The sequence below is a fragment of the Pseudomonas sp. FW305-70 genome, from assembly GCF_058783925.1.
Genome location: NZ_JBYSYZ010000047.1, coordinates 14,269 through 29,476, shown reverse-complemented (window position 1 = coordinate 29,476; position 15,208 = coordinate 14,269). Strand labels below are relative to the sequence as shown.

The window sequence follows — 15,208 nt, the reverse complement described above, 5'->3', positions numbered from 1 at the left end:
GGAAAATCCGGGGTTTGCGCTATAAGAAGTTGTCGCTTGGCGGCAAGGCCGGGCTGAAAACTGTCCTTACAATCCTCACCAAGCTCGCCAGTTTCAGGCGAGTGTTTTCTCTTCAGGAGACTCCGATGTCCGTTGAGCACGCTGCGGTACAACGCGCCGATTTCGATCAGGTAATGGTTCCCAACTATGCGCCTGCCGCATTCATTCCTGTGCGTGGCGCCGGTTCCCGCGTCTGGGACCAGTCCGGTCGCGAGCTGATCGACTTCGCCGGCGGGATTGCCGTTAACGTATTGGGCCATGCGCATCCGGCGCTGGTCGGTGCCTTGACCGAGCAGGCGAACAAGCTGTGGCACGTGTCCAACGTATTCACCAATGAGCCGGCCCTGCGCCTGGCGCACAAGCTGGTCGACGCCACCTTTGCCGACCGTGCCTTCTTCTGCAACTCCGGCGCCGAAGCCAACGAGGCCGCCTTCAAGCTGGCCCGTCGCGTCGGCTTCGACCGTTTCGGCAGCGAGAAGTACGAAATCATCGCCGCGCTCAACAGCTTCCACGGCCGTACCCTGTTTACCGTGAACGTCGGTGGCCAGTCGAAGTACTCCGATGGCTTCGGTCCGAAAATCACCGGCATCACCCACGTGCCGTACAACGATCTGGCCGCGCTGAAAGCCGCCATTTCCGACAAGACTTGCGCGGTGGTGCTGGAGCCGATCCAGGGCGAAAGCGGTGTCATCCCGGCCGAACTCGAATACCTGCAAGGTGCCCGCGAACTGTGCACCGCGCACAACGCATTGCTGATCTTCGACGAAGTGCAAACCGGCATGGGCCGCACTGGCCACCTGTTCGCCTACCAGCATTACGGCGTGACTCCGGACATCCTGACCAGTGCCAAGAGCCTGGGCGGTGGTTTCCCGATCGCTGCCATGCTGACCACTGAAGAGCTGGCCAAGCACCTGGTCGTCGGCACCCACGGCACCACCTACGGCGGTAACCCGCTGGCGTGTGCGGTCGCGGAAGCTGTGATCGACGTGATCAACACCCCTGAAGTGCTGGCTGGCGTCAACGCCAAGCACGACAAGTTCAAGGCGCGCCTTGAGCAGATCGGCGAAAAGTACGGCCTGTTCACCAAGGTGCGTGGCATGGGCCTGTTGATTGGTTGCGTGTTGAGCGATGCGTGGAAAGGCAAGGCCAAGGACATCTTCAACGCCGCTGAAAAAGAAGGCCTGATGGTCCTGCAAGCCGGCCCGGACGTGGTGCGTTTCGCGCCAAGCCTGGTGGTGGAAGACGCCGATATCGATGCCGGCCTGGACCGCTTCGAACGCGCCGCAGCGAAACTGACGCAAGCCTGATAGACCCTTCGACGCCTGACCGTTCAGGCGTCGAACCCAATTTTGATGCCGGGCACGATCAAATGTGGGAGCGGGCTTGCTCGCGAAAGCGGTGTATCAGTCAACATTTTTACTGTCTGACCCACCGCTTTCGCGAGCAAGCCCGCTCCCACACTGATCTCTGTGTAGGTCCGGGATTTTTCTTCTGTAAGTTCTGAGATTAAGGAGTGACACCATGCTGGTGATGCGCCCCGCGCAAATGGCTGATCTGGGCGAGGTACAGCGTCTGGCTGCGGACAGTCCGATTGGTGTCACTTCCTTGCCGGATGACGTTGAGCGCCTGAGCGACAAGATCGCGGCAAGCGAAGCCTCGTTCGCCGCCGAAGTGAGCTTCAACGGTGAGGAAAGCTATTTCTTCGTCCTCGAAGACAGTGCCACCGGCAAGCTGGTCGGTTGCTCGGCCATTGTCGCGTCGGCCGGTTACTCCGAGCCGTTCTACAGCTTTCGCAACGAAACCTTCGTGCACGCTTCACGCGAGCTGAAGATTCACAACAAGATCCACGTGCTCTCCCAGTGCCACGACCTGACCGGCAACAGCTTGCTGACCAGTTTCTACGTGCAGCGCGATCTGGTGGGTTCGCCGTGGTCGGAACTCAACTCCCGTGGCCGCTTGCTGTTCGTGGCCAGCCATCCGGAGCGTTTTGCCGATTCCGTGGTGACCGAGATCGTCGGTTACAGCGATGAAAACGGCGACTCGCCATTCTGGGATGCCATCGGGCGCAACTTTTTCGACCTCAACTACGCTGAAGCCGAGCGTCTGTGCGGCCTCAAGAGCCGTACGTTCCTCGCCGAACTGATGCCGCATTACCCGATCTACGTGCCCCTGCTGCCGGACTCCGCGCAAGAAGCGATGGGCCAGGTGCACCCGCGGGCGCAGATCACCTTCGACATCCTGATGCGCGAAGGTTTCGAGACCGATCACTACATCGACATTTTCGACGGCGGCCCGACCCTGCATGCCCGCGTCTCGGGGATCCGTTCGATCGCCCAGAGCCGCGTGGTGCCGGTGAAGATCGGCGAGCCGGTCAAAGGTGTCGGTCGTCAGTACCTGGTGGCCAACGCCCAGTTGCAGGACTACCGCGCAGTCATGCTCGAGCTTGACTACGCGCCGGGTAAACCGGTGACCCTGGACCTGGAAGCGGCCGAAGCCCTGGGCGTTGGTGAAGGTGCCAGCGTGCGCCTGGTGGCGGTTTAACACCTGCTGCTATGCCTATAAAGAGTGAATGCTTAGTAAAGCAGCGAGTTTCACGGGTGGCGCAAGCGGCCCGTTTGAGGAGATAGCATGATCGTTCGTCCCGTACGCAGCAGCGATTTACCCGCTCTGATCGACCTGGCCCGCAGCACCGGCACCGGCCTGACCACCTTGCCGGCCAACGAAGAGCGTCTGGCCCATCGGGTCGGCTGGGCCGAGAAGACCTTTCGCGGCGAAGCCGGGCGGGGCGATGCGGACTACCTGTTCGTGCTCGAAGACGACGACGGTCGCGTGGTGGGGATTTCCGCCATTGCCGGCGCCGTCGGCCTGCGTGAGCCCTGGTACAACTTTCGGGTCGGTCTGACCGTTAGCGCTTCCCAAGAGCTGAACATCTATCGCGAAATCCCGACGCTGTTCCTGGCCAACGACCTGACCGGCAATTCCGAGCTGTGCTCGCTGTTCCTGCACGCCGATTACCGCAGCGGCCTCAACGGCCGCATGCTGTCCAAGGCGCGGATGCTGTTCATCGCCGAATTCCCGCAACTGTTCGGCAACAAGATCATTGCCGAAATGCGCGGTGTTTCCGACGAAGCCGGGCGTTCGCCGTTCTGGGAAAGCCTGGGGCGCCACTTCTTCAAGATGGAATTCAGCCAGGCCGATTACCTGACCGGCGTGGGCAACAAGGCGTTCATCGCCGAACTGATGCCGAAATTCCCGTTGTACACCTGCTTCCTGTCGCCGGATGCGCGCAACGTGATCGGTCAGGTTCACCCGGACACCGAGCCAGCGCTGGCCATGCTCAAGAGCGAAGGTTTCAGCTACCAGGGCTACGTCGACATTTTCGACGCAGGCCCGGCCATCGAATGCGAAACCGGCAAGATCCGTGCGGTACGCGACAGCCAGGCGCTGGTGCTGGCCGTCGGCACGCCGGGTGACGACGCCACGCCATTCATCATTCACAACCGCAAGCGCGAAGACTGCCGCATCACTGCTGCGCCGGCACGTCTGGCCGCCGGCACCCTGGTGGTCGATCCGCAGACCGCCAAACGTCTTCAACTCAACGCTGGCGATCAAGTGCGCGCCGTGGCGTTGTCCGCAGCTCGGGAGTCGAAATAATGAAGTCGCTTTACATCGCAGGTGAATGGCTGGCAGGTCAGGGCGAAGCCTTCGAGTCGCTGAACCCGGTGACCCAGCAGGTGCTGTGGGCCGGCGTCGGTGCCACCGCCGCTCAGGTCGAGTCGGCTGTGCAGGCGGCGCGTCAGGCGTTCCCGGGCTGGGCGCGGCGTACCCTGGAAGAGCGTATCTCGGTGCTGGAAGCCTTTGCTGCTGCGCTGAAAAACCATGCGGATGAACTGGCCCGCACCATTGGCGAGGAAACCGGCAAGCCTTTGTGGGAAGCCGCGACTGAAGTGACCAGCATGGTCAACAAGATTGCCATCTCGGTGCAGAGCTATCGCGAACGTACCGGCGAGAAGAGCGGCCCGCTGGGCGATGCCACCGCTGTGCTGCGCCACAAGCCCCACGGTGTGGTGGCGGTGTTCGGTCCTTACAACTTCCCGGGTCACCTGCCGAACGGCCACATCGTGCCGGCACTGCTGGCGGGTAACAGCGTGCTGTTCAAGCCCAGCGAACTGACGCCGAAAGTGGCCGAGCTGACGGTCAAGTGCTGGATCGAGGCCGGTCTGCCGGCCGGCGTGTTGAACCTGCTGCAAGGTGCTCGCGAAACCGGCATCGCCCTGGCGGCGAACCCGGGCATCGACGGTCTGTTCTTCACCGGTTCCAGCCGTACCGGTAATCACCTGCACCAGCAGTTCGCCGGTCGTCCGGACAAGATCCTGGCGCTGGAAATGGGCGGTAACAACCCGCTGGTGGTCGATCAGGTCGCCGACCTCGATGCCGCGGTGTACACCATCATCCAGTCGGCGTTCATCTCCGCCGGCCAGCGTTGTACCTGTGCCCGCCGCCTGCTGGTGCCGCAAGGCGCCTGGGGCGACTCGCTGCTGGCGCGCCTTGTTGCCGTCAGCGCGACTATTGAAGTCGGTGCCTTCGATCAACAACCGGCACCATTCATGGGCTCGGTGGTTTCCCTCGGTGCGGCAAAAGCGCTGATGGATGCCCAGCAACACCTGCTGGCCAATGGCGCCGTGGCGTTGCTGGAAATGACTCAACTTCAGGCTCAGTCGGCCTTGCTGACCCCTGGCATCCTGGATGTGACCGCCGTCGCCGATCGTCCTGACGAAGAGCTGTTCGGCCCGTTGCTGCAAGTGATCCGCTACGCTGATTTTGAAGCGGCGATCGCTGAAGCCAACGACACTGCTTATGGTTTGGCCGCCGGCCTGCTGTCGGACTCCGAAGCGCGTTACCAGCAATTCTGGCTGGAAAGCCGTGCCGGTATCGTCAACTGGAACAAGCAACTGACCGGTGCCGCGAGCAGCGCGCCATTCGGCGGCGTCGGCGCCTCGGGCAACCATCGCGCCAGCGCCTACTACGCAGCGGATTACTGCGCGTACCCGGTGGCCTCGCTGGAAACGCCGAGCCTGGTGATGCCTGCGGCTCTGACGCCAGGCGTGAAAATGGCGTAGCGCCCATTCGCGGGCAAGCCCGCTCCCACAATGGTTGAGTGGAACACAAGATGTGTGAACACCACCGAACCTGTGGGAGCGGGCTTGCCCGCGAAGGCCACGCCTCGGTCTTATTCATTTGTTACTCGATGCCTATAACAACAGATTCTCGTGGAGCCTCGCTGATGAAATCCTATGAAGTCAATTTTGACGGTCTAGTGGGGCCGACCCATAACTACGGCGGCCTGTCCTACGGCAACGTCGCGTCCCAGAGCAACAGCCAGCAGTCTTCCAACCCCAAGGAAGCGGCGCTGCAAGGCCTGGCGAAGATGAAAGCGCTGATGGAAATGGGGTTCCAGCAAGGCGTGCTGGCACCGCAGGAGCGCCCGGATGTGGCCGCACTGCGTCGCCTGGGCTTTGGCGGCACCGACGCTCAAGTGATCGAGCGCGCTGCCAAAGACGCGATGCCGCTGCTGGTGGCCAGTTGCTCGGCCTCGAGCATGTGGGTGGCCAACGCCGCCACCGTCAGCCCGAGCGCTGACACCGCTGACGGCCGTGTGCATTTCACCGCTGCCAACCTCAACTGCAAATATCACCGCAGTATCGAACACCCGACCACCAGCCGCGTGCTGGGTGCGATGTTCGCTGACCAGAAACACTTCGCCCACCATGCCGCCTTGCCGGCCGTGGCGCAGTTCGGTGACGAAGGTGCGGCCAACCACACGCGTTTCTGCCGTGAGTACGGCGAAGCCGGCGTCGAGTTCTTCGTGTTCGGCCGCAGCGCCTTCGACACCCGCTACCCGGCTCCGCAGAAGTACCCGGCGCGCCAGACCCTCGAAGCGTCCCAGGCGGTTGCCCGTCTGCACGGCTTGAGCGATGACGGCGTGGTCTACGCCCAGCAGAACCCGTCGGTGATCGATCAGGGCGTGTTCCACAACGATGTGATCGCGGTCGGCAACGGCGAAGTGCTGTTCTATCACGAGGACGCGTTCCTCGAGACCGAGAAGATGCTCGCTGAATTGCAGAGCAAACTCGCCAAGGCCGGTGGGAAATTTCAGTCGATCTGCGTACCGCGTTCCGCAGTAAGTGTGGAAGACGCGGTTCGTTCCTACCTGTTCAATAGCCAGCTGCTGTCGCGTCCTGACGGCTCCATGCTATTGATCGTGCCGGAAGAATGCCGTGGCAACGAACGTGTCTGGCAATACCTGCAGGGTTTGACCAGCTCCGGCGGGCTGATCCGCGAAGTGAAAGTCTTCGATCTCAAACAGAGCATGCAGAACGGCGGTGGCCCGGCTTGCCTGCGGTTGCGCGTCGCACTCAACGAAACCGAACTGGCGGCCGTCAACCCAGGGGTTATCATGACGGCACCGTTGTACGGCACACTGACCGAATGGGTCGAGAAGCACTACCGCGACCGCATGACCGAAAACGATCTGGCGGACCCGCAATTGCTGCTTGAGTGCCGGACGGCACTGGATGAATTGACGCAAATCCTTAAACTGGGCGCGGTTTATCCATTCCAGATCAATTGATCGACGACGCGCTGCCCCGGATGGCAGCGCGTCGCTTCATCTCAAACGAGAGCGTAAACACATGAGCGATACCCTGCAGCTGATCCTTGAAGACACCGACGGCACGCAACTGGAGACGTCCTGCACCCGCGTCGCGGTCCTGTGGCAAGGCAAAGAGCTGTGGATCCAGCAGGACGGCCGTGGCCAGTTGCTGATCGGCGTGGACGTCGAAGAAGGCGATGCCGAATACGCCAACCTGCTGCTGCGCCCATTGGCGACTAATCTGGTAAGTCTGCAACTGGAGATGGAACCGGCTGACCTCACCGACGATGAGGACCATGTTCACGGCCCGGACTGCAACCACGATCACTAAGGAAACCGCTCTATGCTCGCCCTCGGCAAACTGCTTGAACTGACCCTCGCCGGCCGCGAACCGGCGGAGAAGACTCAACTGACTGTCGAAGGCGTGCGCATGCGCTGGTTGAGCGAAGGTGCGCTGGAAGTCCGGCCACCTGAAGCGCGTGACAATGGCCTGGACCTGCTGCTGTCGGCGGGGATCCATGGCAACGAAACAGCGCCGATCGAGTTGCTCGATCGCCTGTTGCACGACATTGCCCGCGGCGATCTGAAGCCGCGCGCACGTATTCTGTTCCTGTTCGGCAACCCCGAAGCGATTCGCAAAGGCGAGCGCTTTGTCGAGCAGGACGTCAATCGGCTGTTCAACGGCCGTCACGAACAAAGCAGCGGTTCCGAAGCCCTGCGTGCCTGTGAGCTGGAGCGTTTGGCGGCCAGCTTCTTCAGCCTGCCGGACCGTCAGCGCTTGCACTACGACCTGCACACGGCGATTCGTGGCTCGAAAATCGAGCAGTTCGCCTTGTACCCGTGGAAAGAAGACCGCCAGCATTCGCGTCAGGAACTGGCGCGCCTGCGTGCCGCCGGCATGGAAGCGGTGTTGCTGCAGAACAAACCGTCCATCGTGTTCAGCGCCTACACCTACGACAAGCTTGGTGCCGAGGCCTTCACCCTGGAATTGGGCAAGGCGCGGCCGTTCGGGCAGAACGCCGGGGTCAACGTCTCGCTGCTGGAGGCGCGCCTCAAGCAGATCATCGAAGGCACCGAGCCTGAACCGACTGAAGCGGCATTGGACGGTTTGCAGCTGTACAGCGTGGCACGGGAAATCATCAAGCACAGCGACAGTTTCCGCCTGAACTTGCCGGCGGACGTCGAGAATTTCTCGGAGCTGGAAGTGGGTTACCTGCTGGCGGAAGACATCGCCAATACCCGCTGGATCATCGAGGAGGAGGGCGCCCGGATCATCTTCCCGAACCCCCGGGTGAAGAATGGCCTGCGTGCCGGCATCCTGGTCGTGCCGACCACCGACGAAAACCTGTCCTGATCTGATAACCCCTGTAGGAGCGAGCTTGCTCGCGATGGACTTGAGAACGCCGCGGGGTACCAGATACCCAGCGTTATCGTTGAAGACCATCGCGAGCAAGCTCGCTCCTACAGGGGATTGCGGTGTTAGACAGCTACAGCACGTGGCTCGCTACGACGCAGGCTACGGATCTTGTGCAACGTATCTGCACAGGTCTTCGCCGCTTCCTGGCCTTTATGCACGAAATGCTCGAAGAAGAACTTCTGGTGCTCTTCGCCGGCATGGAAGTGGTGCGGGGTCAGGGACACCGAGAACACCGGCACTTCGGTTTCCAGTTGAACCTGCATCAGGCCGCTGACCACCGACTGGGCGACGAACTCGTGACGGTAGATCCCGCCGTCCACCACCAGGGCGGCCGCGACGATGCCGGCATAACGACCGGTCTTGGCCAGCAACTTGGCGTGCAGGGGCATTTCGAAGGCGCCGCCGACTTCGAAAAAGTCGATGTCGGATTCCTGATAACCCTGGGCAATCATTTCGGCGAGGAAACCTTTACGGCTCTGATCGACGATTTCCTTGTGCCAGCAGGCCTGGATGAACGCAACGCGCTCGCCGTGATGGTGTTTGCTTTTGCTGTCAATTGCGGTGGGTTGCATGTTCTGACTCCTGTTTGTGTGAAAAACAGGGCGTTATGAATCGAAGGGGATCTGAGGGTACGCACGCTCGCACGAATGCCGGCGGTCGGCCCTCTAGTGTCAATCCCGTTCTCTCTTCATCCGGACTATGACCGTCGGCCCCGGGATCACACCGGGTCTGCTGACCTTGCTGTCAGGCACCGCCGAAGCCGTGCTGTCATCAAGCGCTCGCGGGCTATGCGCATTGCGCGCAATTACCGCCGGTGGGGAGTTGCACCCCGCCCTGAGAACGTTTTTTGCCGCCGGAATGTTTGGCGGCGCAGCGTTTTTATCACATATTTGCGGTATGCGCATGGCCAATACCGGTCAGTCAAGGTGTGGAGCCTGTGGGAGCGGGCTTGCTCGCGAAGACGGTTGAACATCCAGCGCAAATGTCGACTGTCAGTCCGCCTTCGCGAGCAAGCCCGCTCCCACATGGGCGCAATTCGTCTTTTACTCATTCAAGGGTTGATTAATCGTCGCCATGCCCGCAGTAATTCTTTCCTGAAAGGGATTTCCCCTGCTTACCGAGGCCAGATTCATGAGCGTTATCGATCTTCGCAGCGACACCGTCACCCAACCCTGCGCCGGCATGCTGGACGCGATGGCCAAAGCTGTCACCGGCGACGACGTGTATGGCGAAGATCCGACGGTCAATCGTCTGGAGGCCGAACTGGCCAGGCGCCTGGGGTTTGCCGCGGCGCTGTTCGTGCCGACCGGGACCATGAGCAATCTGCTGGGGTTGATGGCCCACTGCGAGCGTGGTGACGAGTACATCGTCGGCCAGCAGGCCCACACCTATAAGTACGAAGGTGGCGGCGCAGCGGTGCTCGGCTCGATCCAGCCGCAGCCGCTGGAGGTGCAGGCCGATGGCTCGCTGGACCTGGCACAGGTCGCGGCGGCGATCAAACCGGACGACTTCCACTTCGCCCGCACCCGCTTGCTGGCGCTGGAAAACACCATGCAGGGCAAGGTCCTGCCGCTGGAATACCTGGCCCGGGCGCGCAGCTTTACCCGCGAGCAGGGTTTGCAGCTGCACCTGGACGGCGCACGCCTGTACAACGCGGCAGTGAAGCTGGGTGTGGATGCCCGGGAAATCACCCGGTATTTCGATTCGGTCTCGGTGTGCCTGTCCAAAGGGCTGGGCGCCCCGGTCGGTTCGGTGTTGTGTGGCTCGGTCGAGCTGATCGGCAAGGCCCGACGCCTGCGCAAGATGGTCGGTGGCGGCATGCGTCAGGCCGGTATTCTGGCGGCGGCGGGCCTGTATGCACTGGATCACAACGTTCAGCGCCTGGCCGATGACCATGCCAACGCACAAGTGCTGGCCGAAGGCCTGCGTGCGGCGGGCTTCGAGGTCGAGCCGGTGCAGACCAATATGGTATATGTGCAGATGGGCGACCAGGCCGAAGCGCTCAAGGCCTTTGCCGCCGAGCGCGGGATCAGGCTCAGTGCGGCCGCGCGTCTGCGCATGGTCACGCACATGGACGTCAGCCGTGGGCAAATCGAGCAAGTCGTCGCGACATTCGTCGACTTTTCGCGCAAGTGATAGCGTTAGCGCTCCAATTGACCGTTTCTATCGTATAAACACGCTGTACCCCGCGCGCAGGGCCGATATAATGCGGCCCTTTGCCGTCGCTTCGTCTGTTGACGTTTCGAACAGGCCTTTGGCCGCAGCCTCCGTGGAAGAACCTAATGAAAAGCGCAGAAATCCGTGAAGCCTTCCTTCGCTTCTTCGAAGAGCAAGGCCACACCCGTGTAGCCTCCAGCTCTTTGATTCCGGGCAACGACCCAACCCTGCTGTTCACCAACGCGGGGATGAACCAGTTCAAGGACTGCTTCCTGGGCCAGGAAAAGCGCGCGTACACCCGCGCGGTCAGCAGCCAGAAATGCGTGCGCGCCGGCGGCAAGCACAACGACCTGGAAAACGTCGGTTATACCGCTCGTCACCACACCTTCTTCGAAATGCTGGGTAACTTCAGCTTCGGCGATTATTTCAAGCGTGATGCCATCAGCTACGCCTGGAACTTCCTGACTTCCGACAAGTGGCTGAACCTGCCGAAGGAAAAGCTCTGGGTCACCGTCTACGCCAGCGATGACGAGGCGTACGACATCTGGACCAAGGAAATCGGCGTTCCGGCCGAGCGCATGGTGCGCATCGGCGACAACAAGGGCGCGCCGTACGCTTCCGACAACTTCTGGACCATGGGCGATACCGGCCCGTGCGGTCCTTGCACCGAGATTTTCTACGATCACGGCGCCGACATCTGGGGCGGCCCACCGGGCTCGCCGGAAGAAGATGGCGACCGTTACATCGAAATCTGGAACAACGTGTTCATGCAGTTCAACCGCACCGCCGATGGCGTGTTGCACCCGCTGCCAGCGCCGTCGGTGGACACCGGCATGGGCCTGGAGCGGATCAGTGCCGTGCTGCAGCACGTTCACTCGAACTATGAAATCGACCTGTTCCAGAGCCTGCTGAGCGCGTCGGCCAAAGCCATCGGCTGCACCAACGACGCCCAGGCTTCGCTGAAAGTCGTGGCTGACCACATCCGTTCCTGCGGTTTTCTGATCGCCGACGGCGTGCTGCCGTCCAACGAAGGCCGCGGCTACGTGCTGCGCCGGATCATCCGTCGCGCCTGCCGTCACGGCAACAAGCTGGGCGCCAAGGGCAGCTTCTTCTACCAGATCGTCGCGGCCCTGGTCGCCGAGATGGGCGAGGCCTTCCCTGAGCTGAAATCCCAGCAGGCGCACATCGAGCGCGTGCTGAAGGCCGAAGAAGAGCAATTCGCCAAGACCCTGGAGCAGGGCCTGAAGATCCTCGAGCAGGATCTGGCTGAACTCAAAGGCGAGGTGGTGCCGGGCGACGTGGTGTTCAAACTCTACGACACCTACGGTTTCCCGATGGACCTGACCGGCGACATCGCTCGCGAGCGCAGCCTGACCATCGACGAAGAAGGTTTCGAGCGTGAAATGGAAGCCCAGCGCGTCCGTGCCCGTTCCGCCAGCTCCTTCGGCATGGACTACAACAGCCTGGTCAAGGTCGATGTGGACACCGAGTTCACCGGTTACACCGCTCACAGCGGTTCCGCCAAAATTGTTGCTCTCTATAAAGACGGGCAATCGGTTGACGTACTGAGCGAAGGCGAAGAGGGTGTGATCGTCCTCGATCAGACGCCGTTCTATGCGGAGTCCGGTGGCCAGATCGGTGATTGCGGTTTCCTGCAGGCCGGTGCTGCGCGTTTCGACGTGCGCGACACCACCAAGACCGGTGGTGCGTTCCTGCACCACGGCGTGCTGGACTCGGGCAGCCTGATCGTAGGTACTCCGGTGGAGACTCATGTCGACGCCGAAGTGCGTCACGCGACTTCGCTGAACCACTCGGCGACTCACTTGCTGCACGCCGCATTGCGCCAGGTACTGGGCGACCACGTCCAGCAGAAAGGTTCGCTGGTCGACAGTCAGCGCCTGCGCTTTGACTTCAGCCACTTTGAAGCGATCAAGCCTGAGCAACTGAAAGCGCTGGAAGAGATCGTCAACGCCGAGATTCGCAAGAATTCCGAGGTTGAAACCGAAGAAACCGATATCGAAACCGCCAAGCAGAAAGGCGCCATGGCGCTGTTCGGCGAGAAGTACGGCGACAACGTGCGCGTACTGAGCATGGGTGATTTCTCCGTCGAGCTGTGCGGCGGTATCCACGCCAACCGTACCGGCGACATCGGCCTGCTGAAAATCATCAGCGAAGGCGGTGTGGCATCGGGTGTGCGTCGTATTGAAGCCGTCACAGGTGCTGCGGCACTGGCTTACTTGAACGCGGCGGAAGAACAACTCAAGGAAGCGGCGAGCCTGGTCAAGGGCAGCCGCGATAACCTGATCGACAAGCTGTCGGCTGTGCTGGAGCGCAACCGTCTGCTGGAGAAGCAACTCGAGCAGTTGCAAGCCAAGGCTGCCAGTGCCGCGGGCGACGATCTGTCAGCCCAGGCGCAGGACGTCAAGGGTGTGAAAGTGCTGGCCGTGCGTCTGGACGGTCAGGATGGCAAGGCGCTGCTGGCGCTGGTCGATCAACTGAAAAACAAACTCGGCCGCGCAGTGATCCTGCTCGGCAGTGTCCATGAGGAAAAGGTCGTTCTGGTTGCAGGCGTAACCAAAGACCTGACTGGCCAACTCAAAGCCGGTGATTTGATGAAGCAAGCCGCTGCGGCAGTGGGCGGGAAGGGCGGTGGTCGTCCAGACATGGCGCAAGGCGGCGGTACCGACGCTGGCGCACTGGATGCAGCACTGGCGCTGACCGTTCCGTTTGTAGAGCAGGGTCTATAAGGCAGTGTTTGCGGCTCGTAGTCTAGTGGCGGGCCGCAACGCTGTTTGAGTGATTATTTGGGCGCCCTTCATGGGCAGAGGCGGCTTTGAAATGGCTTTGATCGTACAGAAATTTGGAGGCACCTCGGTCGGCACTGTCGAGAGAATCGAGCAGGTCGCCGACAAGGTTAAGAAATTCCGCGATGCCGGCGATGACCTGGTGGTTGTGCTGTCTGCAATGAGCGGCGAAACCAACCGTCTGATCGATCTGGCCAAGCAAATCAGTGGCGACGGCCAACCGGTTCCGCGCGAGCTGGACGTGATCGTCTCCACCGGTGAGCAGGTGACGATTGCCCTGTTGGCCATGGCGCTGATCAAGCGCGGCGTGCCGGCGGTGTCGTACACCGGCAACCAGGTGCGGATTCTGACGGATAGCGCGCACAATAAAGCGCGTATCTTGCAGATTGATGACCAGAAGATTCGCGGTGACCTGAAGGCAGGTCGTGTGGTGGTTGTCGCCGGTTTCCAGGGCGTCGACGAGCACGGCAACATCACCACCCTCGGTCGTGGCGGTTCCGACACCACTGGCGTGGCGCTGGCGGCGGCCCTGAAGGCTGACGAATGCCAGATCTACACCGACGTCGACGGCGTCTACACCACCGACCCGCGTGTGGTGTCCGTGGCCCAGCGCCTGGACAAGATCACCTTCGAAGAGATGCTGGAAATGGCCAGCCTCGGTTCCAAGGTGTTGCAGATCCGCGCGGTCGAGTTCGCCGGCAAGTACAACGTTCCGCTGCGCGTACTGCACAGCTTCAAGGAGGGTCCGGGCACCCTCATTACTATTGATGAAGAGGAAACCATGGAACAGCCGATCATTTCCGGTATCGCTTTCAACCGCGATGAAGCCAAGCTGACCATCCGTGGCGTGCCAGACATCCCGGGCGTTGCCTTCAAGATTCTCGGCCCGATCAGTGCCGCGAACATCGAAGTCGACATGATCGTGCAGAACGTCGCGCACGATAACACCACCGACTTCACCTTCACCGTGCACCGTAACGACTACCAGGCGGCGCAAGCCGTGCTGGAAAAAACCGCTGGCGAGCTGGGTGCCCGTGAAGTCGTGGGCGACACCAAGATCGCCAAGGTCTCGATCGTCGGCGTCGGCATGCGCTCTCACGCAGGCGTGGCCAGCCGCATGTTCGAATCCCTGGCCAAGGAAAGCATCAACATCCAGATGATCTCGACCTCGGAAATCAAAGTCTCCGTAGTGATCGAAGAGAAGTACCTGGAGCTGGCTGTGCGCGCTCTGCACACGGCTTTCGAACTGGACGCACCGGCCCGCCAGGGCGAGTGATGCGTTTGCCAAAAGGCGCGGTCTGACCGCGCCTTTTGTTTTTTTGAATGGCGTGACCCTCGAGCCTGTTCTTTTGCTCGCGCTAGTCAATACTCAGGCATGTAGGGCTGCGACCGCTCCGGTTGTGGGTCGAGTGCCTTTTTTTTGCAGACTGTTGTCCCTGAAATGAAATGCGTGAGGAGAAAGGTATGCTGATTCTGACTCGTCGGTGTGCAGAAAGCCTGATTATCGGTGATGGCGAAATCACCGTGACCGTACTCGGCGTCAAAGGAAATCAAGTGCGCATCGGTGTTAATGCCCCCAAAGAGGTAGCTGTTCACCGGGAAGAAATTTACCTGCGTATCAAGAAAGAGAAGGACGAAGAACCAAGCCATTAATTTTTATCGTTTTTTATGTTTGCAAACGGGGAAGAAGCTGGTTAATATACGCCCCGTGTTGCGGAGAGCTGGCCGAGTGGCCGAAGGCGCTCCCCTGCTAAGGGAGTACACCTCAAAAGGGTGTCGGGGGTTCGAATCCCCCGTTCTCCGCCATTATTTGCTTAGTACGTTGTAATCTGGCTTTTTCGGTAAGTTGTTGAAATTACTAGAAAAAGTGTTTGACATAGAGATTAGACGGCCTATAATGCGCGGCAACAAATGCACTCGTAGCTCAGCTGGATAGAGTACTCGGCTACGAACCGAGCGGTCACAGGTTCGAATCCTGTCGAGTGCACCATTTAAGAGTCATCTGCAGTAATGTGAATGACTTGGCTTCAACCAGTTGTGATCTGGTCTAAAAACACAAATTGCACTCGTAGCTCAGCTGGATAGAGTACTCGGCTACGAACCGAGCGGTCACAGGTTCGAATCCTGTCGAGTGCACCA

At 60.7% G+C, this 15,208-nt stretch carries 12 protein-coding genes, 3 tRNA genes and 1 riboswitch; of the genes, 14 read left to right on the top strand and 1 reads right to left on the bottom strand.

Going from position 1 to position 15,208, the window contains the following annotated elements:
* Positions 1-125 precede the first annotated feature (125 nt).
* The 7 genes from AC3WN7_RS25025 (at position 126) to astE (ending at position 8,045) form a co-directional block, all read left to right on the top strand.
* Positions 126-1,346, top strand: a complete 1,221-nt coding sequence (locus AC3WN7_RS25025) for an aspartate aminotransferase family protein (protein ID WP_102675421.1) — start codon at positions 126-128, stop codon at positions 1,344-1,346.
* Positions 1,347-1,560: 214 nt separating this feature from the next.
* The gene (gene aruF / locus AC3WN7_RS25020) at positions 1,561-2,580 is read left to right on the top strand and encodes an arginine/ornithine succinyltransferase subunit alpha (protein WP_007971023.1); all 1,020 of its coding nucleotides are present in this window, start codon (positions 1,561-1,563) and stop codon (positions 2,578-2,580) included.
* 87 nt (positions 2,581-2,667) lie between these two features.
* Positions 2,668-3,693, top strand: a complete 1,026-nt coding sequence (gene astA, locus AC3WN7_RS25015; protein ID WP_008049558.1) for an arginine N-succinyltransferase — start codon at positions 2,668-2,670, stop codon at positions 3,691-3,693.
* Positions 3,690-5,159, top strand: coding sequence for a succinylglutamate-semialdehyde dehydrogenase (gene astD, locus AC3WN7_RS25010; RefSeq protein WP_173862149.1), 1,470 nt, complete (start codon positions 3,690-3,692; stop codon positions 5,157-5,159). Before astA ends, astD begins: the two co-directional genes overlap by 4 nt.
* 164 nt (positions 5,160-5,323) lie before the next feature.
* Positions 5,324-6,670: an N-succinylarginine dihydrolase gene (gene astB, locus AC3WN7_RS25005; protein ID WP_015096499.1), complete on the top strand. Its 1,347-nt coding sequence runs from the start codon at positions 5,324-5,326 to the stop codon at positions 6,668-6,670.
* Between the two features lie 61 nt (positions 6,671-6,731).
* Entirely contained in the window at positions 6,732-7,022 is a 291-nt protein-coding gene (locus AC3WN7_RS25000) for a hypothetical protein (RefSeq protein WP_007971029.1), read from the top strand.
* Positions 7,023-7,034: 12 nt separating this feature from the next.
* Positions 7,035-8,045 (top strand): succinylglutamate desuccinylase, encoded by a 1,011-nt coding sequence (astE, locus tag AC3WN7_RS24995; RefSeq protein ID WP_102675423.1) that lies wholly within the window; start codon positions 7,035-7,037, stop codon positions 8,043-8,045.
* 125 nt (positions 8,046-8,170) lie between these two features.
* Here the strand turns inward: astE and AC3WN7_RS24990 are convergent, their stop codons facing one another.
* Positions 8,171-8,680, bottom strand: coding sequence for a 6,7-dimethyl-8-ribityllumazine synthase (locus AC3WN7_RS24990; RefSeq protein ID WP_015096496.1), 510 nt, complete (start codon positions 8,678-8,680; stop codon positions 8,171-8,173).
* Between the two features lie 103 nt (positions 8,681-8,783).
* A riboswitch (FMN riboswitch) is annotated at positions 8,784-8,954 on the bottom strand.
* Positions 8,955-9,239: 285 nt separating this feature from the next.
* Between AC3WN7_RS24990 and ltaE the strand changes: the two genes are divergently transcribed.
* The 7 genes from ltaE (at position 9,240) to AC3WN7_RS24955 (ending at position 15,208) form a co-directional block, all read left to right on the top strand.
* Positions 9,240-10,244 carry a low-specificity L-threonine aldolase gene (ltaE, locus tag AC3WN7_RS24985; RefSeq protein WP_102675424.1) on the top strand — a complete coding sequence of 335 codons (1,005 nt, stop codon included), beginning with the start codon at positions 9,240-9,242 and terminating at the stop codon, positions 10,242-10,244.
* A gap of 146 nt (positions 10,245-10,390) precedes the next feature.
* Positions 10,391-13,012, top strand: a complete 2,622-nt coding sequence (alaS, locus tag AC3WN7_RS24980; RefSeq protein WP_102675425.1) for an alanine--tRNA ligase — start codon at positions 10,391-10,393, stop codon at positions 13,010-13,012.
* A 91-nt stretch (positions 13,013-13,103) separates the two neighbouring features.
* On the top strand, positions 13,104-14,345 hold the full coding sequence (locus AC3WN7_RS24975; RefSeq protein ID WP_007971040.1) for an aspartate kinase: 1,242 nt from the start codon (positions 13,104-13,106) through the stop codon (positions 14,343-14,345).
* A 188-nt stretch (positions 14,346-14,533) separates the two neighbouring features.
* On the top strand, positions 14,534-14,722 hold the full coding sequence (csrA, locus tag AC3WN7_RS24970; protein WP_002554426.1) for a carbon storage regulator CsrA: 189 nt from the start codon (positions 14,534-14,536) through the stop codon (positions 14,720-14,722).
* Between the two features lie 62 nt (positions 14,723-14,784).
* Positions 14,785-14,875, top strand: a tRNA-Ser gene (locus AC3WN7_RS24965).
* Positions 14,876-14,982: 107 nt separating this feature from the next.
* A tRNA-Arg gene (locus tag AC3WN7_RS24960) sits at positions 14,983-15,059 on the top strand.
* A 72-nt stretch (positions 15,060-15,131) separates the two neighbouring features.
* A tRNA-Arg gene (locus AC3WN7_RS24955) sits at positions 15,132-15,208 on the top strand.